This is a genomic window from Micromonospora gifhornensis (assembly GCF_016863515.1).
GTDB lineage: Bacteria > Actinomycetota > Actinomycetes > Mycobacteriales > Micromonosporaceae > Micromonospora > Micromonospora gifhornensis.
In genome coordinates, this window is record NZ_BOPA01000002.1 from 162289 (window position 1) to 181196 (window position 18908).

An 18908-nucleotide genomic window follows, 5' to 3' on the forward strand; every position below is an offset into this window, starting at 1 on the left:
GTCGATGGTCGTCCTTGGTCAGCTTTGTGGGCGTTTGACGGTCTGGCGACGGCCTGATCTTGAACTGCGGGAGCGTCAGCCTGGAAGAGCCAGTTGTAGAGACCACGAACGCCCCGCGTCGGCGATTTGCTGCTGGCTCGTATCCTGCGGGCGATGCCCGCCGATTCGCTCAGCTCGCGCCCACCGGTCAGGCCAGCGCTCCGTACGTTCATCACCGCACTGTTGGTGTTCGGCGTGGTAGTGCCATCCATCATCATCCGTGAGCTGATCGAGGGTGTGATGGGCAGTGGCCCGTTCGCGGACCTCGGCTGGATCGCAGTTCCGATGGCGGCCACAGCCTGGCTTGCGCCGCGTGCCTCCTATCGTCGCCGCGACGCACTGTGGTGGCTCGCCGGCGGGTTCGGCCTTTACATCTTTGTGGTGATCGCTTGGCGGGTGGCCTTCCTGCCTTACCGCGACTGGCCACCTCGACCCGATGAGGCATCTCGAATCCGCTGGCTGCGTGACAGGCAACAGGCCGGGTTGTGGTACCTGTCCGGGGGCGTCTCTGAGGAGGGTCGGGGCTCGAGGCGGAGCCCTGAAATGGAGGGGTCGCTAAGCGATGACCTGATAGCGGGCAAGCATCGACATGATGGTTTCGATGCGGGCTTTCAGTAGTTCGTCAGGGGCGTGATGAACCTGAACCGTCGTGATGAGGGAGCCGGAATCGTTCGCCAGTTTCAGCCGGAGCGTGGCGGTCGCCCCGATGAGTGGGTAGTCGTACCACCCGTGCGGGTCGTCGGCGTCGGTGCTGCTCAGCCCGGTTTCGATGGCGTCCCAGTCCCAGCCGTCGGCCTCGTAATCGACCAGGGCTGCCAGTGACTCGACCAGTGGGCGGACGTTCGCGGTGAGGACCCAACTGTGGGTGCTGTAGACGCACTCGCCTGAACGCTGTCGCTCATGCGCCTCAGGGTAGAGGGATGCTCAGCGGCTGGGCTGGGTCCTCGTCGGCGACGGGTGAGGTTCGGAAGCGCTGTACGCCAGCCGAGCAGGACCTACGGAGCCAGACCAGGTGCGAAGACGGAACGAAGGTCCTGCTCGCCGGCGCAGGAAGCCTCAGCTGCGGCAGCGTCGGCCGCGACCTCGACGAGACAGGCGACCCACTGCAGATCCCGTGTCCGGGAATGGGCCACCGGATCGTCCTGCCAAAGGCCGGGTCGGAGGCGTGCGCGGAGCGATTCGACGGCGGTGGCCAGGAGTTGCCGTTGAGCAGGCGTCAACGGGCCGCCCGCAGCCACACACGCCTTGACGCACACGTCCACCTGCTTCGCGACCGGGTCGAACGGTGCCAGCAGGGCGGGAAGTTGGTCGATTTGTCGGAACCTCAGGGCGTGCAGTGCCGCTTCCCGGGGAGCGCCGTACCAGTGTCCGTGAAGTTGGTGGGGATTCTGGTCGTCCGGATGCGGGCTTCGATGGCCACGGCGCTTCGCCGCCCTGCGCGTTGCGGCGTAGCGACGGAAATCGGTGCATCGCTGGTCCTTGCTCATGGACAGGATGTCGAGTGCGTGGAGCAGGGCCGCCTCCTCACGGCGGAACGGCCCGGCCAGCTGCTCGAGAAAGCTCAGTGTCGCCTGGAAGCCGATCGGTCGGTACAGCTGCACGCAGGAGCGCAACGCCGACACCCGTTGCTGGTACGGCAGGGCTGGATCACGCACCCGCCGGGCGTAGGCGCTGAAACTCACGCCGACGAGGCTAGGGCCTGTCACACGCAGCGCGTCGATCGGTGGTGTGGGGGTGAGGGCAGCAGCTACCCGAACTCGTGGATGACCTCGATCTGTCCGACGATGTGGCTGTTGAACTCGTCCAGCTCCTCGGCGGGCACCCACAGCTCCAGGGTGGTGTCGCCATCGAGTCAGCCACGACGGACACCACCGCATTCACCGTGGCAGCGGGCGAGCAACCGGCCCGCCGATCAGTGCGGGGTGGCCTCGTGACCGGCCAGGCCATGGGTACGGCGACGCTGCTTCATCTCCGCCTCGTAGATGTGCCGCCGGCCGTCGGCCAGGGTGTCCCGGGCGTACCGTTCGATCTCCTGGAATGCGGCGTAGTAGCCGTCGTCGAACTCTTCCATGATCTGGAAGGTCCAGCGGCCGGGTAGCACGTTGCGGCCGAGCAGTTCGTGCTCGACCCGGTCGGCGACGGTGTCGTGTCCCGCCTCGCGCAGGAGCGTCACCACCCGGTCCAGGGTCAGGTCGGCACCCCCGATGAGTTGGTGCGCCGAGTAGAGATGTCCGCGTACGCGGTGGATGGTTTCCAGGGCTTTGCTCAGCTCACCCAACGCCTCGACCGTGGTGTCGTCGACGCCGGTCGGGCGGGAGTGCACGTCGTCCACCGATCTGTTGTCAGCTGCCATGGCCGCTCAGTACCCAGGCTCGCGGCCACCACGCACAATGCCTCACCTGGGGCGATCCGTTCGGCGCCCAGTTGACGATTCACGGTTCTTGTCGAGGTCCTTATAGTCGAGGCGGGTGCAAGGCGACGTCATGTTGTCTCGCAGTGTCGGGGACGACGGTCGCCGTGGCCGCAGGTGGACGACCGATCGAGGGAGCCCCGATGAGTTTCGTATTCGTAGCTTCCTCGGTCGAGGGGAAGCCCTATGCGGAGGTGGTCGCGCGTCTTATCGCGGGGCATGGTGGTCGACCGTTGCTCTGGTGGAGCCAAACCGCATTTCCGGTCGGTGCCACCCTGGTAGAGTCCCTGTTTGAGATCAGTAGCAGAGTGGACAGCGCGATAATCGTGATGACCCCGGACGACGAGACCCTCCGCAGAGGCGTCAAATCCTACAGTCCGGGTCAGAATGTTTTGCTTGAGTACGGTTTGTTTGCCGGGCGCCTGGGTCGATCACGTGTCGCGGTCGTCACCATCGGTGATCCAAGGATGCCCTCCGATCTGGAAGGTGTCCACCATGTGCGTCTGCCTCCGCTGCCGCCGGATTCGGACGTGGAATCGTACTCGGCAATTGAGGCCGCACCCCGGATCATTCCCTGGTTACAGGCCCTGGACGCCGGCAGCAGTGACGGCATGAGGATCGCCAGCCTGGTCAGCCGACTGGCGCCGGGCGCGAAGCCCGCGCACCGGATCCGGATCAAGAGCCGGATCCTGTGCGAGCAGGTGGACCCGGACGACTTTCCCCGGTTGACCGCCGAGCATCTCGAGCATCTCCTGCTCAAGTACACGTACCGCCCGGACGACCATCAGGAGGTCGGCTACTCGAAGCGGACGAACGTGTCGGCGTACCTCGATCTTTCCGGTCTGCCGGCCGGCTCGCCCGACGAGCGGGATCTTGCTGGGCATCTGGCCCGGTACGTGGCCGAGTTGATCTCGGATGGCGGTCTGCGGCCGACGGTGATCGCCATCTCGAAACTCGCCTCCCAGGGGTTGCTGCGGACTGCGGCCCAGCGGTTGTCGATCCCACTGATCATGGTCAGTCCGTACGGCCCGAACGCCGACGCCCCGATCGAGGGCTTCTTCGAACCGGGGGACAGGGCGATCCTGCTGCACGATGTCGCGCTCAGTGGCCAGCATCTGGTCGACTGCATCGTCACGCTACGATCCCACGGGCTTGCGGCGAACGATCTGGTCACCCTGACCCGACATCGTTCGGCCGACGGCAGTCTGCCGGCACTCATGCGAGAAAATCGGATAAACGTGCACTGTGCCTCTTTGCTCCTGCCCGAAAAGGGCAGGGTCCTGTCGGGAATGCCGAGCGTCGACAATGACTCACCGGCAGTGATTCCCTGTGTTCTCTGTGATGTCATCCAGAACAAGGACGGCGTACCGGTCCGGGCGATGTTCGATCGCGACGAGTTGCCGACCGAGATCCTCCGGGAAACCCAGAACTTCGCGCTGATCGCAGATGTCGCGCCGCTGATGCCGGGCCATGCGTTGCTGGTGTCGAAACGCCACGCCATCTCGATGTCGAAGTGCTCGCCGCAGGAGCTTGCCGAACTCGACGTGTTCCGGCGGGAAGCCGTGGAGATACTCGCCGCCGCCTACTCACGTGACGTCGTCGCCTTCGAACATGGTTTGTGCAACCGGTCGAAGATGGCCAACTGCGGCATCGACCACGCCCACATGCATCTCGTCCCGCTGGGGTTCTCGCTGCTGCCGATGCTCACCCAGGATTTCGCGCCCAGACAACTGCCGTCGCTCGAGTCGCTGCCGGAGGCCGCCGCCCGGCGGGACGAATACCTGCTGCTCATCGAAGACGCCGACGTGGTCCAGCTGGTCTTCACGGAGACTCCGACGCGGCAGTACTTCCGTCGGGTGGTGTCCGCGATCACCGGGCGCGACGTGTGGAACTGGAACGACGAGGTCCTGCTGCGGGAGAACCGGGAGGCGCGCGACTGGATCCTCGGCGTCCACCAGGTCTTCAACGGCTCCTGAACGGCACCGCCCCGGCAAGGGGCGAGCGCACCGCCGTCGCGTAGCGAGGAACACGCAGGCGGGGAGCCGCGTGGCGTACGCGATGGCGGTGCGCTCGGGTCAGCGGGTGCCGACTGCCGGGGCGAGCAGCGTGGCGAGGCGGTCGGCGACCGGTGGGGCGTGCAGGTGCAGTCGGGCCACGTTTATCGTGTCGGTGCCGACCACGGAGAGCAGGGCGTGCGCGCCCACCGCGTACACGGCGAAGTAGCCGCCGTCGTTGCGGACGGTGGACTGACGGAAGGCGCCCTGGCCGAGTCGGTGGCTGACCTGGCGGCCGAGGCCGAAGGCCGTCGCCGCCATCGCGGCCAGGTCGTCCGGGTTCAGCGGGGCCGGCAGGTCGTGGGCGATGCGCAGGCCGTCCACGCCGCCGAGGACGCTGCCCTGTACGCCGGGGATCTGCAGGCGTAGCTCGGTCAGCTCGGTCCCGATGGCCGGGTACGGCAGGGACGGGTTGCCGGCCAGCGACGGCGGGAGCCTGGGTGGGGGAGGCCCGGCGGGGGGCACGGCGGTGCGGCGGGGCAGCATGGTGTCTCGGTCGCTCACAGTTCCAGCTGCTCCTCGATGGTACGCAGCTGGTGCCGGGCGAGCGCCAGGTTGGACCGGGCCTTGCTGAGCATCAGGTAGAGGAACAGACCCTTGCCGGTGGGGCCGGTCAGCGGCCGGATGATGTGGTACTGCCCGCCCAGGGTGATCAGCATGTCCTCGATGTCGTCGTTGAGCTTGAGCATCTCGATGGTGCGCATCTTGGCGCGGACCACGTCGGTGTTGCCGGCCGCCGCGACGGTCAGGTCGATCTCCGGGGTTCCGCCGGCCACGCCGAGCGTCATTCCGCTGGTGTAGTCGACGAGCGCGACGCCGATCGCACCGTCGATGCTCATGGCGTCCTTGAGTGCGGTGTCGAGGTTGGCCACGGTTCCTCCAGGTCCGACTGACGCGGCTACCCACGCCAGCGCAAGGTCTTCCGAAAGATTGATCTCGACGAAGAAATCTCGCACGAGAGTGGCACACGTTTCGTCGTGGCTGCACCCCGAGCAGCGTGAACGGACTGAGCGGGCGACCCGGGTTGGCCGCCGGGCCGAGGGAGATCGACGCTGCGGCGGATGTCTGCTGGCTCACATCGCTGCTACCTACTCCATCCGTGAGCTGGGATGTCTGCCAACGATGATCTGCTATCGGACGTCGACAAGTAATCACCGATCGCCCCGGCAGCCGACCCGACCTGACCGGGCACAGCATGTCGGGTCGCCGGGCCCGACGCGGCCATAGCGTGGATCGCACAAGGGAAGGAGATCCGAGGTGCTGGAGCGGTTGAACCAGGCGATGGACCACCTCGAACAGCATCTCGATCGGCCGGTCGAGATCGCCGAACTGGCGCGGATCGCGGTCACGTCGGAGTACCACTTCCGGCGGCTGTTCTCCGCACTGGCCGGCATGCCGCTGTCCGAGTACGTGCGCCGCCGGCGACTGACCATGGCAGCGGCGGAGGTGGTCTCGGGGGAACGCACCCTGCTCGACATCGCGATCCGCTGGGGGTACGGCTCGGCCGAGGCGTTCGCCCGTGCGTTCAAGGCCGTGCACGGCGTCGGTCCGGGCGAGGCCCGGCGTACGAAGAGCCCACTGCACGCCCAGCCCCGGGTGTCCTTCCGACTCGTCGTCGAAGGGAGTAGCAGCATGCGATACCGCATCGTCCGCAAGGAGGCGTTTCAACTCGCCGGCCGCAAGGCGCGGGTGCCGCTGGTGCCCGAGGGCATGAACCCGGCGATCGTCGCCTTCGTCAAGGGCATCGACCCGGCGACCCGGGAACGGATCGAGGCGTTGTCCGACCAGGAGCCGGCGGGGATCGTCAACGTCAGCGACGGGCTGACCGGCAACCGCGAGGAGGGCACCGAACTGGACTACTGGTACGGCGTCGTCACCGGTGCCGACGTGCCGGGCGACCTCGACGTGTTGCCGGTGCCGGCAGGTGACTGGGCGGTGTTCGAGGTGTCCGGGGAGTTCCCCGCCGCCGTGCAGTACCTGTGGCGGGACGTGTTCACCCAGTGGTTCCCGTCCAACCCGTACCGTTCCCGTCCCGGGCCGGAGATCTCGCGTACCACGGTGTCGGCCGACGGCACCCACGCGGAGGCCGAACTGTGGGTCCCGGTGGAGCCGGTGCCTGCCTGAGCCCGATCAGCCGGGATCAGTACGCCGGGTCCTCGGCACCGATGGCGGCGAGGACCCGGCGCTGAAACGTGCGGGCCCGCGGGCCGGTCGGCGGGGTGCCGCCGGTGCGGGCGGCAATCGACTGCTCGACCAGGTCGACGGTGTCGGCGTCGACGAGCGGCCCGGCCTCGTCGAGCAACCGGCGGCCGGCGGCCACCTTGGGCAGCCACACCCCGTGGCGAAGCCGCACCCACGATCGGCAGGCGCCGAGGACGGCGTCCTCGGCACCGGGTGCCGGCAGGTCACCGGGCGGTACCGGCCGATCGAGCCACCACCGCAACGCGTCGCGCACCAGCCGGCGCAGGTCGCTCGGGGACAGGTCGGCGAAGGCCTCGGCGGCGGGCGGGCCGATCAGGGCCCGTCCGCTCTGGTGCAGGATGCTGCGGTCCAGGCCGTACCAGAACAGGCCGTCGGCGGCCGGACGGTCCGCCGGCGTGTACGACACCCGGAAGTCCATCCCCGCGCCGGTGTTCAGCTCGACCTCGAACCCCGGCTCGCCGGTGCCGGAGCGGGCCACCTCCCGCCGGTATACCACCAGCTCCAGACCCCGTGCCGGGCAGGGCAACGCTTCGTGGCGCAGCCGCGCCACCAGCTCACCCGCGACCGCCCGGTCCAGCCGGTCGGCGCAGACCAGGGCCACGTCCACATCGCTGCGGCCCGGCTGGTAGGCCGCCAACCCCACCGAACCCGCCGCGTACGCGCCGCACAAACGATCGCCGAGCACCTCACCGGCGACCGTGACCAGCCCGGTCAGGTACCGCCGCAGCGGCTCATCCATGTGCAAGCTCGCCGGGCTCGCCCCACACCGTGCCCGGCGGCAGGAAGAAGGCCACCGCCTCCGGGCCGAGGGCGTGCCGGATGACCAGCCGGGAATGCTCGTCCAACTCGGGCAACCGGCCCGGCGGGAACCAGCCCACCGCCAGCGACTCGTCGTCGTTGACCCGCGCCTGCCCGCCCAGCAGCCGGCAGTGGAACCCGAGGTTGAGGTATTCGCACAGGTCCCCGTTCGGGTAGCGGTGCGGGTGCGAGACGGCGCTGCTGAGCCGCAGCGGCTCGACCGCCAGGCCGGTCTCCTCCAGCACCTCACGCACCACGGCGGTGGCCGGCTGCTCACCCGGCTCGACGAAGCCGCTCACCACCGCCCAACGTCCGTCGTCGGCACGCTGACCCAACAGCAGTTCACCCGCCTCGTTGCGGACCACCGCACTCACGCTCGGCAGCCAGAGCAGGTCATGTCCGACGTGCTTACGCATCCGCAGGATGTAGTCCGGTACGCCCACCCGCCGACCTTAGCCCCGCCTCGTACGCCCCTGCCGCCCGGCACTGGGTCTGCACCCGCCCCGCCGATTGTCGCGTCGTCGGCGGATCGGCCGGTTTCGGCCCACCGGCCCCGCCAGCCGGTCTACTGTGGAAACGGCTGGTGACTTGTGCTGTTCCGGTGGCGGGCCGCCCCATACCGGTGCACAGTGATCCCATGAGCGACAGCGGACGTGGACGCTACTACTGGTGTACGCGACACCACCGGGTCGAGACCGAGGCCAACATGTGTGCGGCCCGGCACGTTCTCGGACCGTACGCCTCAGCCGCCGATGCGGAGAACGCCCTGCAGCAAGTGCAGGAGCGCAACGAAGCGTGGGAGGCCGAGGACGCTCGCTGGGTCGGGGAGGACAAGGAGTAGACGACGCGGGACGCCTCCCGCGTCGAGAGCACCGCGTGCGCCGCGAGGGCGGTGACACGTCCCCAAGGAGGGAACCGAGATGGCCGAAGCACAGCAGGCCACCCGCCCGGCCGCGAAGCGTACCCCCGCGCGGAGAACCGCCGCGACGGAACGTACTGCGGGCATGACCCGCACCCCGTCCAGTCGCCGGGCCGACGGCACCGCACCGGCCGTCCGGAAGACGGCTGGCGCGCGTGCCTCGGCGGCCACGAGCACCGCCGCCACGGCACCGGCGAAGAAGGCACCCACGAAGACGACCGCCGCGAAGAAGACCACGGCGAAGACGACCGCGGCGAGCAAGGCAGCGGCGACCAAGGCAGCGGCGACCAAGGCACCCGCTGAGGCGACCGCGGCCAAGGCGCCTGCGAAGAGGGCGACCGCCGCGAAGAAGGCGACCTCGACCCGGCCTACGACCGGTGCGCGGAAGACCGCCGCGAAGAAGGCCCCCACCACCAAGACCACCGCGAAGAAGGCCCCTGCGACGAAGACCGCCGCGAAGAAGGCGCCCGCGACGAAGAGCACCGCGACGAAGGCCGCGACTCGTAAGGCGACCACCGCCACGGCGGCCCGTAAGACGACACCGGCCCGTAAGACGGTGTCCGCGACGAAGGCCCCGGCCCGCAAGACGGTGTCGACGTCGACCGCGAAGAAGGCACCCACCAGCGCGACCGCGAAGAAGACGACCGCGAAGAAGACGGCGGCGAAGAAGGCCCCGGCCAAGAAGACGACCGCGGCCAGGTCGACCGCGGCCAGGTCGACCGCGACCAGGTCTCCGGCGAAGAAGACGGCGGCGGCGAAGAAGGCCACCTCGGCCCGACCGACGGCGACCACGCGGACGACCGCGGCGCGGAAGAGCACGGCGCGGAAAGCGCCCACGAAGAAGGCCACGAGCGGCGCAGGGGCGAAGTGATCCAGCGCCGTCGGGGCGTCGGGCGCGGCAGGACCGGTGTGCAGGCGGCCGGCGAGCCGAATTCGTCCCGGTAGCGGCGAGCAGCCCTTCGCCACCGGCATCGCCGACTGACCCGGCGTACGCCCGAGGGCCCGTCGGTCGGGGGAGGGCGCGACGGGCGCGACCTGTCAGGATTGGCCCATGGTCATCCGACGCGTCCTCGCACCGCGTATCGACTTCGGGGCCCTGCGCCGTGAGTTGGGGTTGCCCGACGACTACCCGCAGGAGGCGCGGCGGGAGGCCGACGAGGCCGCCGCCGCGCCACCCCGGCCCGCCGTCGACCGCACCGACATCCCGCTTGTCACAGTCGACCCGCCCGGCTCGCGCGACCTCGACCAGGCGATGAACCTGAGCCGCCGCGCCGGTGGCGGCTTCCGGGTGCGGTACGCGATTGCCGACGTCGCCGCCCACGTACGCCCGGGTGGTGCCCTGGAGGAGGAGACCTGGCGGCGGGGGCAGACCGTCTACCTGCCCGACGGCAACGTGCCGCTGCACCCGCACAGCCTCGGTGAGGGCGCGGCCAGTCTGCTGCCCGACGTCGACCGGGCGGCCGTGCTGTGGACCATCGACCTGGATGCCGACGGTGCCACCACCGACGTGCGGTTGGAACGCGCCCTGGTGCGCAGCCGAGCCCAGTTGGCCTATCCGACGGTGCAGGTCGACGCCGACGCGGGTCGGTTGCCGGAGCCGATCGCGCTGCTGCCCGAGATCGGGGCGCTGCTCACCGCCCGGGGGCTGCGTCGCGGGGCGATCAACCTGCCGATCCCCGAGCAGGACGTGGAGGCCGACGGCGACGGCTGGCGGCTGGTGCTGCGGGCCCCGGTGCCGATGGAGGAACACAACGCGCAGATCTCCCTGCTGACCGGGATGGCCGCCGCCGACCTGATGCTGGCCGGCGGGATCGGCCTGCTGCGGACGATGCCCGCGCCGAAACCGGAGGCCGTGCAGCGGTTGCGTGCGGCGGCTGCCCCGCTGGGCGTGCACTGGCCGGACGAGGTCGGCGTCGGTGAGCTGCTGCTCGGGTTGGATCCGGGGCAGCCCCGGGATGCCGCCTTCGTGGACCAGGCGGCCGAGTTGATGCGCTCGGCCGCGTACACCGCCTTCGACGGCGAGGTGCCGGAGCAGTCGACGCACGGCGGGGTCGCGGCCGCGTACGCCCATGTCACGGCCCCGTTGCGGCGACTGGCCGACCGGTACGCCACGGAGGTCTGCCTGGCCCTGCACGACGGCCGGGCGGTGCCCGACTGGGCCCGCACGGCGCTGCCCCGGCTGCCTGCGGCGATGGCCGCCACCGACCGGGTCGCGTCGACGGCCAGCCGGGGCGCGATCGACCTGGCCGAGGCGGTCCTGTTGCAGCATCGGGTGGGTGAGACGTTCGACGCCGCCGTGCTGGACGTGACCGCGCCCTCGAACGGCCGGGGGAACCGGCCGCCCGGCGGCACTGTCGCGTTGGACGATCCGCCGGTACGTGCCCGCTGCCTCGGCGAGTTGACGTTGGGTACCCGGGTGCGGGTCCGGTTGGTGACCGCCGACCCGGCCACCCGGGCGGTCGCCTTCGAGCTCGCCTGACGCTGCCCGTCGTGCCGGCGGAGCGCGCAGCGGGCATTGTCACAACGACAGTCGGTGCTGCCGGCCGGGTGCGACTGAAAGGATGACGACCATGGCATACGACCCCAGTGACCTGCCCGACGTCTCCGGGCTCACGGTCGGCATCATCGGCGGCACCGGCGACCAGGGCCGGGGGCTGGCCTACCGCTTCGCCCGCGCCGGGCAGACCGTGCTGATCGGCTCCCGTTCCGCTCAACGGGCCGCGCAGTCGGCCGAGGAGATCGCCGCGCTGCCCGGCGTGCCGGCCGACGGCAGCGTCACCGGGGCGGACAACGACGAGGTGGCCCGGCGCAGCGACGTGGTGATCATCGCGGTGCCCTGGGACGGGCACGCCGCCACCGTCGCCGCGCTCGCCGAGCCACTGGCCGGCAAGATCGTGGTCGACTGTGTCAACCCGCTCGGCTTCGACAAGCAGGGTCCGTACGCGCTGCCGGTGCCCGAGGGCAGCGCGGTCCAGCAGGCCGCCGCGCTGCTGCCCGAGTCTCGGGTCGGCGCGGCGTTCAACCACGTCAGCGCGCCGCTGCTGGCCGACCCGGAGATCGACCGGATCGACCTGGACGTGTTGATCTGCTCCGAGGACCGGGACCTGGTCGGTGTCGTCGCCGCCCTCGCCGCCCGGATTCCCGGCATGCGGGGCGTCTACGCCGGGCGGCTGCGCAACGCCCATCAGATCGAGGCGTTCACCGCGAACCTGATCGCGATCAACCGGCGGTACAAGACCCACGCCGGAGTGCGTGTCACCGATCTCTGACCAGAAACGGATGTGGCCCGGCCGTGGGGCCGGGCCACACCGTGCACCGTCAGAAGTTGATCTCGACGCCGGCTTCCTTGCAGGCCGCCGTGAGGCTCGCGGCGCTCTTCTGGAAGGCAGGCTTGTCACCGGCCGCGACCGGGTCGGACGACTCGGCGACCTCCGCCACCGCGTCCTGGAACTCCTTCACCGCGCTGGCCACCTTGCTGTCCGTGCTTGCGCCCTCGGCGGCCTTGCCGAGTGCCGCGGCCATGTCGGTGTAGGTCTCCGACAGCATCTTGACGGTCGGCTCCTTACCGTCCTGGAGCGCGTCGAACAGCACCTGCTTCGACTCGTCTCCGGCCTCCTTCACCGCCTCACAGACCTGCTTGTCGCCAGCGGCATCCGCGGCGGCCGGCGCCGAGGCCTCCGGGGTGGGTGCCGCACTGGTGGCTGCGGGCGCGGTGGTGGCCGAAGCGGACGTGGCCGGTGCATCGGTGTCGTCCCCGCCGCAGGCGGTGAGGGCGAAGGCCGTGACCCCGGCCAGGGCGAGTACGAAAAGACGATTACGTTTCACGGCCGCGAAGCGTAGTGGCCCGTGTCCAGCGGCCTGTTCCCCGGGGCACCGGCTATCGATCGTGATCGCACCCGCTCCGGTACCGGGTGGCGCGTCAGAAGGTGTGTTCGGCGGCCGGGAACTCGCCACCACGGACCTCGTCGGCGAAGCGGCGGGTCGCCTCGCCCAGCGCGCCGGCCAGGTCGGCGTAGCGCTTCACGAACCGCGGCGCGCGGCCGGTCCGCAGGCCGGCCATGTCCTGCCAGACCAGCACCTGGGCGTCGGTCTCCGGGCCGGCACCGATGCCCACCGTGGGGATGGTCAGCTCTCCGGTGATCCGCTTGGCGACCGCACCGGGCACCATCTCCAGCACCACCGCGAAGGCACCCGCCTCGGCGACCGCCCGCGCGTCGGCGACCACCTCCTCGGCGGCGTCGCCCCGGCCCTGCACCCGGTAGCCGCCGAGGTTGTGCTCGCTCTGCGGGGTGAAGCCGATGTGCGCCATCACCGGGATGCCGGCGCCGACGATGGCGGCGATCTGGTCGGCGCAGCGCCGGCCGCCCTCCAGCTTCACCGCGTGGCAGCCGCCCTCCTTCATGAACCGTACGGCGGTGCGCAGCGCCTGCGTCGGCCCCTCCTCGTACGAGCCGAAGGGCAGGTCGCCGACGACGAGCGTCTGCCGGGTGGCCCGGACCACCGCCCGGACCAGGGGCAGCAGCTCCTCGGCGGTCACCGGCAGAGTCGTCTCGTAGCCGAACACGTTGTTCGCCGCCGAGTCACCGACCAGCAGCACCGGGATGCCGGCGGCGTCGAAGATCGAGGCGGTGTACTGGTCGTACGAGGTGAGCATCGCCCACTTCTCGCCGCGCTCCTTGGCGGCGATCAGGTCGCGGGTGCGCACCCGACGGGTGGCCGGGCCGCCGTAGAGGGCGGTCACCTCGGCCGGAGTGGATTCCACCATGACGCATCTCCTTTCCTCGAGGCCGCGTACGCGGTCCCCGGGCACTGCGGCGATCGTCGCACCGTCGGCTCCGCTCGCGACAGGTCGCAGTGGAGGAATTCACTCCCCGGCGCTCAACCGTCCTCGCGCCACCGGTTGGTGATCGGCAGCCGACGGTCGCGGCCGAACGCCTTCATGGAGATCTTCGTGCCGGGCGCGGACTGGCGTCGCTTGTACTCGGCGGTATCCACCATCCGCAGCACCTTGTCCACGACCGCCGCGTCGTGGCCGGAGGCCACCAGGCCGTCGCGGCCCAGGTCACCATCGACGTAGCCGATCAGCACCGGGTCGAGCACGTCGTAGTCGGGCAGCGTGTCGCTGTCCAGCTGGCCCGGGCTCAACTCGGCGCTCGGCGGCTTGCCGATCGAGTTCTCCGGGATCGGCGGCGTACCGCCCAGCCGAACCGCCTCGGCGTTGCGCCACTTGGCCAGCCGCCACACAAGCGTCTTCCACACGTCCTTGATCGGGTTGAAGCCGCCGACCGAGTCGCCGTAGAGGGTGGAGTAGCCGACCGCCAGTTCGCTCTTGTTGCCGGTGGTGAGCACCAGGTGGCCCTCCTGGTTCGACAGGGCCATCAGGATCACCCCGCGTACCCGGGCCTGGAGGTTCTCCACCGCCACCCCGGACAGCGACAGGTTCGCCAGGAAGGTGTCCACCATCGGCTGGATCGGCTCGATCCGGTAGTCCAACCCGGTGCGCTTGGCCAGGTCGGCCGCGTCCTCCCGGCTGTGTTCCGAGGAGTGCTGGCTGGGCAGCGAGACGCCGACCACCCGGTCGGGGCCGAGCGCGTCCACCGCGATGGCCGCCACCACCGCCGAGTCGATGCCGCCGGAGAGGCCGAGCACCACCGACGGGAAGCGGTTCTTGTTGACGTAGTCGCGCAGCCCGAGCACCAGCGCCTGCCACACCTCCGCCTCGTCGGCGACCGGCTCGATGATCCCGCCGAGAGCCGCCGGGCCGTCCGGGGTGGGCGGGAGGCCCTCGACCGTACGCCGGACCAGCCGCAACCCGTCGCCGACCTGGCCGCCGTCGGCGACCTCGCCCGCCTCGACGGCCGACGGCACCTGCACGTCGTGGACGAGCAGGTGCTCGACGAACTGCGGTGCCCGGGCCAGCAGCGTGCCGTCCGGCGCGACGATCATCGAGTCGCCCTCGAAGACCAGCTCGTCCTGCCCGCCGACCATGTTGACGTAGGCGATGGTGGCCTCGGCCTCGGCGGCCCGGCGGCGCACCACCGGCAGCCGCAGGTCGTCCTTGTTCAGCTCGTACGGCGAGCCGTTGATGCTGACCACCAGTCCGACGTCGGCCTGCCGGGCGGCGGCGAACGGCCCACCGGCCTGCCACAGGTCCTCGCAGATGGTCAGCGCCACGTCCACGCCGCCGAGCCGCACGACGGTGAGCGTGTCGCCGGGCACGAAGTAGCGGTCCTCGTCGAATACGCCGTAGTTGGGCAGGTGATGCTTGAAGTAGGTGATCCGCACCTCACCCCGGTGCAGCAGCGCGGCGGCGTTGCGGGCCCCGCGGCCCGGCTCGGCGTCCCCGCTGACCTGCGGCGGCCCGTCGGCGTCCAGGTAGCCCACCACGATCGGCACCTCACCGAGGCCGTCGGCGGCGAGGTCGGTGGCGAGCCGGTCCAGTGCCGCCTTCGACGCGGCGACGAAGGACCGCCGGAAGACCAGGTCCTCCACCGGGTAGCCGGTCAGCACCATCTCGGGGAAGAGCACCAGCTGGGCGCCGGCGTCGGCGGCGCGGCGGGACCAGGCGCGGACGATGTCGGCGTTGCCGGTGAGGTCGCCGACGCTGGGGTTGACCTGGCACAGGGCGAGACGCAGGGTGGGCATGTCCTCATCTTGCCCCAGCGAGATGAGGTCGACACGTCGGCGTGGGCAGCCGATCCCCGTCGGTGCGGGCCGTCGACCGTACGTCGGGACTGCGCGGGACGCGGCGTCGGCGGTTCGCGTAACGTCTGCGTAATCGGGCCGGTGAAGACTGGTCGGTCAGGTCGGGTAAAGCCCGGTCGAAGGCGGACATAGAGTCGCGGAAGGTTGAGGCAGTGGACCGTCAGCAGGAGTTCGTCCTCCGTACGCTGGAAGAGCGGGACATCCGCTTCGTCCGGCTCTGGTTCACCGACGTGCTGGGCACGCTCAAGAGCGTCTCGGTCGCCCCCGCCGAGTTGGAGGCCGCCTTCGACGAGGGCATCGGGTTCGACGGCTCGGCGATCGAGGGTTTCGCCCGGGTCTTCGAGTCGGACATGGTGGCCATGCCCGACCCGACGACCTTCCAGGTGTTCCCCTTCGAGGGCGGGGTCAGCGGCGAGAGCGCCCGGATGTTCTGCGACATCCTGCTGCCCGACGGCAGCCCGTCCTGGGCCGACCCGCGGCACGTGCTGCGTCGGGCGCTGTCCCGGGCGGCGGAGAAGGGCTTCACCTTCTACACCCACCCCGAGATCGAGTTCTTCCTGCTGGAGAACGGGCCGGCGGACGGCTCGGTGCCGATCCCGGTGGACACCGGCGGCTACTTCGAGCACACCACCCACGCGGTGGCCCGCGACTTCCGCCGTCAGGCGGTGCTGGCGCTGGAGCGCATCGGCATCTCGGTGGAGTACAGCCACCACGAGGTGGCCCCCGGCCAGCAGGAGATCGACCTGCGCTACGCCGACGCGCTGACCACCGCCGACAACATCATGACCTTCCGGCACGTGGTGAAGGAGGTGGCGCTCTCCACCGGGGTGCAGGCCACCTTCATGCCCAAGCCCTTCACCGACCAGCCGGGCAGCGGCATGCACACCCACCTGTCGCTGTTCGAGGGGGAGCGCAACGCGTTCCACGACCCCAGCGACCCGATGAAGCTGTCCAAGGTGGCCCGCGCGTTCATCGCCGGGCTGCTGGCGCACGCGCGGGAGTACACCGCGGTCACCAACCAGTGGGTGAACTCCTACAAGCGGCTGTTCCCGCAGGCGCTGCCGGACCGGGTCACCGAGAGCCCGGCGTACGTCTGCTGGGGGCACCTGAACCGCTCCGCGCTGGTCCGCGTCCCGGCGTACGGCAAGCCGAACTCGGCCCGGGTGGAGATCCGCTCGCCCGACTCGGCCGCCAACCCGTACCTCGCCTTCGCGGTGCTGCTCGGCGCCGGCATGAAGGGCATCGAGGAGGGGTACGAGCTGCCGCCGGGCGCGGAGGACGACGTCTGGGCGCTGAGCAGCGCCGAACGGCGAGCCATGGGGTACGAGCCGCTGCCGGAGAACCTGGCCGAGGCGATCGACGTGATGGCCGGCTCGGAACTGGTCGCCGAGGTGCTCGGCGAGCACGTCTTCGACTTCTTCCTGCGCAACAAGCGCTCCGAGTGGGAGCAGTACCGCCGCGAGGTCACCCCGTACGAGCGTCAGCACTACCTGTCGCTGTAACCAGACCACCGCTGCCGGCCGTTGCGGCCTGCCGCTATCGTCTCGATCACCGTGCCGGCGCCCTGCCGGCCGGAGATGACGGTCGGGGAGGCAGTCGGTGTTGGAGGATCTGCTCAGCGGAGCCTGGCAGAGTGTGGTGTTCGGTGTCGTCGGCGTCGGCCTGATGGCCGCCGGCTTCGGACTGGTCGACCTGCTCACCCCAGGCAAGCTGCGGGACCTGATCTGGGTACGCCGTAACGCCAACGCCGGGTTGCTGCTCGCCGCCAACCAGCTCGGCGTCGCCGGGATCGTGTTCACCGCGATCCTGACCAGCTACCACGACTTCGCCAAGGGGCTGGCGTCCACTGTGCTGTTCGGACTGATCGGCCTCGGCATCATGGCGCTTGCCTTCGTCGTGCTGGACCTGCTCACCCCGGGCAAGCTCGGCGAGGTGGTCTGCTCCGACGAGCCGCACCCGGTGGCGAAGGTCAGCGCCGCCAGCCACTTCGGTGCCGCGCTCATCGTCTGCGCCTGCATCGCCTGAGCTGATCGAGCGTCCACCCCGGTCGGGCACCTGCCCGACCGGGGTGTGTCGTGTCCGGGGGGATGTCGGCGGGATGCCGTACCCGTCCTGCCCGGTGTCACCCGACGGTCACGTACCCGGTGTCACTTGCCGGCGGTGTCGTCCTGACCGGCCTTGTCGCCCTTGGCACCGGGGCCACCGAAGACGCCGGCCTCGACGGCCGCGGTGATCGCGTCGGCCTGCTCCTGGGTGAGCTTGCCCTCCTCGACCGCCTTGGCGAGCCGCTCGGCCATGGCCTCCTTGCGGTCCTCGGGGGAGTGCTGCGGCCCGCGGTCGCCACCGCGCTTGTGCTCGCCGCCACGGTGCTGGTTTCCACCGCGACCCTCGGGGCGCTCGCCTTCCGGCTTGCCCTGCGGCTTGTGCTGCTCGCGGAGCTTCTCCAGGGCCTCGGTCACCTTGTCGGCGGGCACGCCCAACTCCTCGGCCAGCGCCTCGGCGAACGCCTGGTGACGCTCTCCGCGCTCCGGCCGCTGCTCGTCCTTGCGGTCCTCGGCGCTCGTGCTGGCGCTCGGGCTCGGGGTGGCCTTGTCGTCGGCGAGCGCCACGGTGGGAGCGGCGATCCCCACGGCGAGCACACCCGCGGCAGCCAGTCCGCCCAGCAGGTGCTTCTTCGAAATCGTGCGGGACATCGGTCCTCCAACTCGTCGGTGATGCGATGACGTCACCGACAGTGACCGGCCAGTCTGGGTGAGGCCCATGCCGAACCTGTCAGCGAGCTGGCAATCAGCCTCTGCAAAACCGGACATCCCCGACCCCTGTGGCCGGTACGGGGACAGACGGTCAGCAAACGGCGGAAGCCACGGTGAGGGTGCCGGCGTCCGCGTCGAGGGTGGCCAGGGTGCCCACCGGGACGGAGAGCTGACCGGGGCCGTGGCCGATCGGCAGCCCGCCCAGCACCGGCACGCCCAGGTCACCGAGGCGCTCGGTGAGCACGTCGGCCACGCTGACCTCCCAGCCGTCCGCGCAGTCGGTGAACTGGCCCACCGCCACCCCGGCCAGCCCGGCCAACGCCCCGGCGCGACGCAGCTGGGTCAGCATCCGATCGACCTTGTACGGCGGCTCCTGCACGTCCTCCAGCAACAACACCGCCCCGGTCAGGTCCGGCATGTCCGGGGTGCCCAGCGAGGCCACGATCAGGCAGAGGTTGCCGCCCAGCAGGCGACCCATGGCCCGCCCCGGCACCCGTACGGCGAAGGTCTCCTCGGCCTCGACGGCACGTACGGTGACCGGTTCGGCACGGGTCAACGCGGCGTGCAGCGACTCGGCGGAGGCCAGCGGAGTGCGCTCGTCGCGCCAGGCCGCCCCCGGTCCGTGCACCCCGGCCAGCCGGGCACCCCGCCACAGCGCCAGTTGCAGGGCGGTGATGTCGGAGAAGCCGGCCACCACCTTCGGGTCCCGGCGTACCGCCGCCATGTCGATCGCGTCCACCACCCGCTGCGCCCCGTAGCCGCCCCGGGTGCAGATGACCCCGCGTACCTGCGGGTCGGCGAAGGCGGCGTTCAGGTCGGCCGCGCGCAGTGCGTCGACCCCGGCCAGGTACCCCTGCCGGGCGTACACGTTGCGGGCGAGCACCGGCCGCAGACCCCAGCCGGTGAGCAGTTCGATGCCCCGGGCCACCCGCTCCGGGCGGGTCGGCCCGGAGGGGGACACCAGCATCACCGTGTCGCCCTCGCGCAGGGCCGGCGGGCGTACGACGTGGTCAGCGGCGGTGTGGTCG

Annotated in this window: 19 protein-coding genes and 1 pseudogene; 7 read left to right on the top strand and 13 right to left on the bottom strand. The window is 70.5% G+C overall.

Annotated features, from left to right (window positions below):
- Positions 1–153 precede the first annotated feature (153 nt).
- The gene (locus tag Vgi01_RS01170) at positions 154–657 is read left to right on the top strand and encodes a hypothetical protein (RefSeq protein WP_102657857.1); all 504 of its coding nucleotides are present in this window, start codon (positions 154–156) and stop codon (positions 655–657) included.
- A 377-nt stretch (positions 658–1034) separates the two neighbouring features.
- On the opposite strand, the gene Vgi01_RS01175 is transcribed toward Vgi01_RS01170, so the two are convergent.
- From Vgi01_RS01175 to Vgi01_RS01185, 3 genes and pseudogenes are all read right to left on the bottom strand, one after another.
- Positions 1035–1721: a hypothetical protein gene (locus tag Vgi01_RS01175; protein ID WP_204289889.1), complete on the bottom strand. Its 687-nt coding sequence runs from the start codon at positions 1719–1721 to the stop codon at positions 1035–1037.
- Positions 1722–1786: 65 nt separating this feature from the next.
- Positions 1787–1885: pseudogene (locus Vgi01_RS01180) on the bottom strand (ADP-ribosylation/crystallin J1); the annotation flags it as partial.
- Positions 1886–1951: 66 nt separating this feature from the next.
- Positions 1952–2392: a hypothetical protein gene (locus Vgi01_RS01185; protein ID WP_102657855.1), complete on the bottom strand. Its 441-nt coding sequence runs from the start codon at positions 2390–2392 to the stop codon at positions 1952–1954.
- A 200-nt stretch (positions 2393–2592) separates the two neighbouring features.
- Between Vgi01_RS01185 and Vgi01_RS01190 the strand changes: the two genes are divergently transcribed.
- Positions 2593–4425, top strand: a complete 1833-nt coding sequence (locus Vgi01_RS01190; RefSeq protein WP_102657854.1) for a TIR domain-containing protein — start codon at positions 2593–2595, stop codon at positions 4423–4425.
- A gap of 99 nt (positions 4426–4524) precedes the next feature.
- Here Vgi01_RS01190 and Vgi01_RS01195 read toward each other — a convergent pair whose 3' ends face one another.
- Together Vgi01_RS01195 and Vgi01_RS01200 are read right to left on the bottom strand one after the other, a co-directional pair.
- Complete coding sequence (locus Vgi01_RS01195) at positions 4525–5007, bottom strand: roadblock/LC7 domain-containing protein (RefSeq protein WP_233196773.1); 483 nt, start codon at positions 5005–5007, stop codon at positions 4525–4527.
- Positions 5004–5375: a roadblock/LC7 domain-containing protein gene (locus Vgi01_RS01200; protein ID WP_102657853.1), complete on the bottom strand. Its 372-nt coding sequence runs from the start codon at positions 5373–5375 to the stop codon at positions 5004–5006. Before Vgi01_RS01200 ends, Vgi01_RS01195 begins: the two co-directional genes overlap by 4 nt.
- A 385-nt stretch (positions 5376–5760) precedes the next feature.
- On the opposite strand from Vgi01_RS01200, the gene Vgi01_RS01205 reads away from it, so the two are divergent.
- Entirely contained in the window at positions 5761–6627 is an 867-nt protein-coding gene (locus Vgi01_RS01205) for an AraC family transcriptional regulator (RefSeq protein WP_102657852.1), read from the top strand.
- A 16-nt stretch (positions 6628–6643) separates the two neighbouring features.
- Here Vgi01_RS01205 and Vgi01_RS01210 read toward each other — a convergent pair whose 3' ends face one another.
- The 3 genes from Vgi01_RS01210 to Vgi01_RS01220 form a co-directional block, all read right to left on the bottom strand.
- Positions 6644–7444, bottom strand: a complete 801-nt coding sequence (locus Vgi01_RS01210; protein ID WP_102657851.1) for a nucleotidyltransferase — start codon at positions 7442–7444, stop codon at positions 6644–6646.
- A complete protein-coding gene (locus Vgi01_RS01215; protein WP_102657850.1) occupies positions 7437–7946 on the bottom strand; it encodes an NUDIX hydrolase in 510 nt (169 codons plus the stop codon). The genes Vgi01_RS01210 and Vgi01_RS01215 overlap by 8 nt, the downstream gene beginning before the upstream one ends.
- 299 nt (positions 7947–8245) lie before the next feature.
- Positions 8246–9394, bottom strand: coding sequence for a hypothetical protein (locus Vgi01_RS01220; protein ID WP_204289890.1), 1149 nt, complete (start codon positions 9392–9394; stop codon positions 8246–8248).
- A gap of 79 nt (positions 9395–9473) precedes the next feature.
- Here Vgi01_RS01220 and Vgi01_RS01225 point away from each other — a divergent pair, with 79 nt between their 5' ends.
- Both Vgi01_RS01225 and npdG read left to right on the top strand, forming a co-directional pair.
- A complete protein-coding gene (locus Vgi01_RS01225) occupies positions 9474–10901 on the top strand; it encodes an RNB domain-containing ribonuclease (RefSeq protein WP_204289891.1) in 1428 nt (475 codons plus the stop codon).
- 91 nt (positions 10902–10992) lie between these two features.
- Entirely contained in the window at positions 10993–11691 is a 699-nt protein-coding gene (npdG, locus tag Vgi01_RS01230) for an NADPH-dependent F420 reductase (protein WP_013735231.1), read from the top strand.
- 49 nt (positions 11692–11740) lie between these two features.
- On the opposite strand, the gene Vgi01_RS01235 is transcribed toward npdG, so the two are convergent.
- The 3 genes from Vgi01_RS01235 to Vgi01_RS01245 all read right to left on the bottom strand — a co-directional run bounded on the left by Vgi01_RS01235 (position 11741) and on the right by Vgi01_RS01245 (position 15067).
- On the bottom strand, positions 11741–12247 hold the full coding sequence (locus Vgi01_RS01235) for a hypothetical protein (protein ID WP_102657846.1): 507 nt from the start codon (positions 12245–12247) through the stop codon (positions 11741–11743).
- Positions 12248–12341: 94 nt separating this feature from the next.
- Complete coding sequence (gene panB / locus Vgi01_RS01240; protein WP_204289892.1) at positions 12342–13187, bottom strand: 3-methyl-2-oxobutanoate hydroxymethyltransferase; 846 nt, start codon at positions 13185–13187, stop codon at positions 12342–12344.
- 113 nt (positions 13188–13300) lie between these two features.
- Positions 13301–15067, bottom strand: a complete 1767-nt coding sequence (locus Vgi01_RS01245; RefSeq protein WP_204289893.1) for an NAD+ synthase — start codon at positions 15065–15067, stop codon at positions 13301–13303.
- A 212-nt stretch (positions 15068–15279) separates the two neighbouring features.
- Here Vgi01_RS01245 and glnA point away from each other — a divergent pair, with 212 nt between their 5' ends.
- Together glnA and Vgi01_RS01255 are read left to right on the top strand one after the other, a co-directional pair.
- Positions 15280–16629: a type I glutamate--ammonia ligase gene (gene glnA / locus Vgi01_RS01250; RefSeq protein ID WP_013735227.1), complete on the top strand. Its 1350-nt coding sequence runs from the start codon at positions 15280–15282 to the stop codon at positions 16627–16629.
- A 97-nt stretch (positions 16630–16726) separates the two neighbouring features.
- Complete coding sequence (locus Vgi01_RS01255; protein WP_013735226.1) at positions 16727–17152, top strand: DUF350 domain-containing protein; 426 nt, start codon at positions 16727–16729, stop codon at positions 17150–17152.
- 122 nt (positions 17153–17274) lie between these two features.
- On the opposite strand, the gene Vgi01_RS01260 is transcribed toward Vgi01_RS01255, so the two are convergent.
- Positions 17275–17820, bottom strand: a complete 546-nt coding sequence (locus tag Vgi01_RS01260; RefSeq protein WP_204289894.1) for a hypothetical protein — start codon at positions 17818–17820, stop codon at positions 17275–17277.
- 151 nt (positions 17821–17971) lie between these two features.
- Positions 17972–18847, bottom strand: a complete 876-nt coding sequence (locus Vgi01_RS01265; RefSeq protein WP_102657906.1) for a S66 peptidase family protein — start codon at positions 18845–18847, stop codon at positions 17972–17974.
- Between the last annotated feature and the right edge of the window lie 61 nt (positions 18848–18908).

Bases quoted from the DNA above. Each gene is read 5' to 3' on its own strand.
- Vgi01_RS01170 (WP_102657857.1), top strand. From the start codon at position 154: ATGCCCGCCGATTCGCTCAGCTCGCGCCCACCGGTCAGGCCAGCGCTC.
- Vgi01_RS01185 (WP_102657855.1), bottom strand. From the start codon at position 2,392: ATGGCAGCTGACAACAGATCGGTGGACGACGTGCACTCCCGCCCGACC.
- Vgi01_RS01190 (WP_102657854.1), top strand. From the start codon at position 2,593: ATGAGTTTCGTATTCGTAGCTTCCTCGGTCGAGGGGAAGCCCTATGCG.
- Vgi01_RS01210 (WP_102657851.1), bottom strand. From the start codon at position 7,444: ATGGATGAGCCGCTGCGGCGGTACCTGACCGGGCTGGTCACGGTCGCC.
- Vgi01_RS01220 (WP_204289890.1), bottom strand. From the start codon at position 9,394: ATGCCGGTGGCGAAGGGCTGCTCGCCGCTACCGGGACGAATTCGGCTC.
- Vgi01_RS01225 (WP_204289891.1), top strand. From the start codon at position 9,474: ATGGTCATCCGACGCGTCCTCGCACCGCGTATCGACTTCGGGGCCCTG.
- npdG (WP_013735231.1), top strand. From the start codon at position 10,993: ATGGCATACGACCCCAGTGACCTGCCCGACGTCTCCGGGCTCACGGTC.
- panB (WP_204289892.1), bottom strand. From the start codon at position 13,187: ATGGTGGAATCCACTCCGGCCGAGGTGACCGCCCTCTACGGCGGCCCG.
- Vgi01_RS01245 (WP_204289893.1), bottom strand. From the start codon at position 15,067: ATGCCCACCCTGCGTCTCGCCCTGTGCCAGGTCAACCCCAGCGTCGGC.
- Vgi01_RS01260 (WP_204289894.1), bottom strand. From the start codon at position 17,820: ATGTCCCGCACGATTTCGAAGAAGCACCTGCTGGGCGGACTGGCTGCC.
- Vgi01_RS01265 (WP_102657906.1), bottom strand. From the start codon at position 18,847: ATGCTGGTGTCCCCCTCCGGGCCGACCCGCCCGGAGCGGGTGGCCCGG.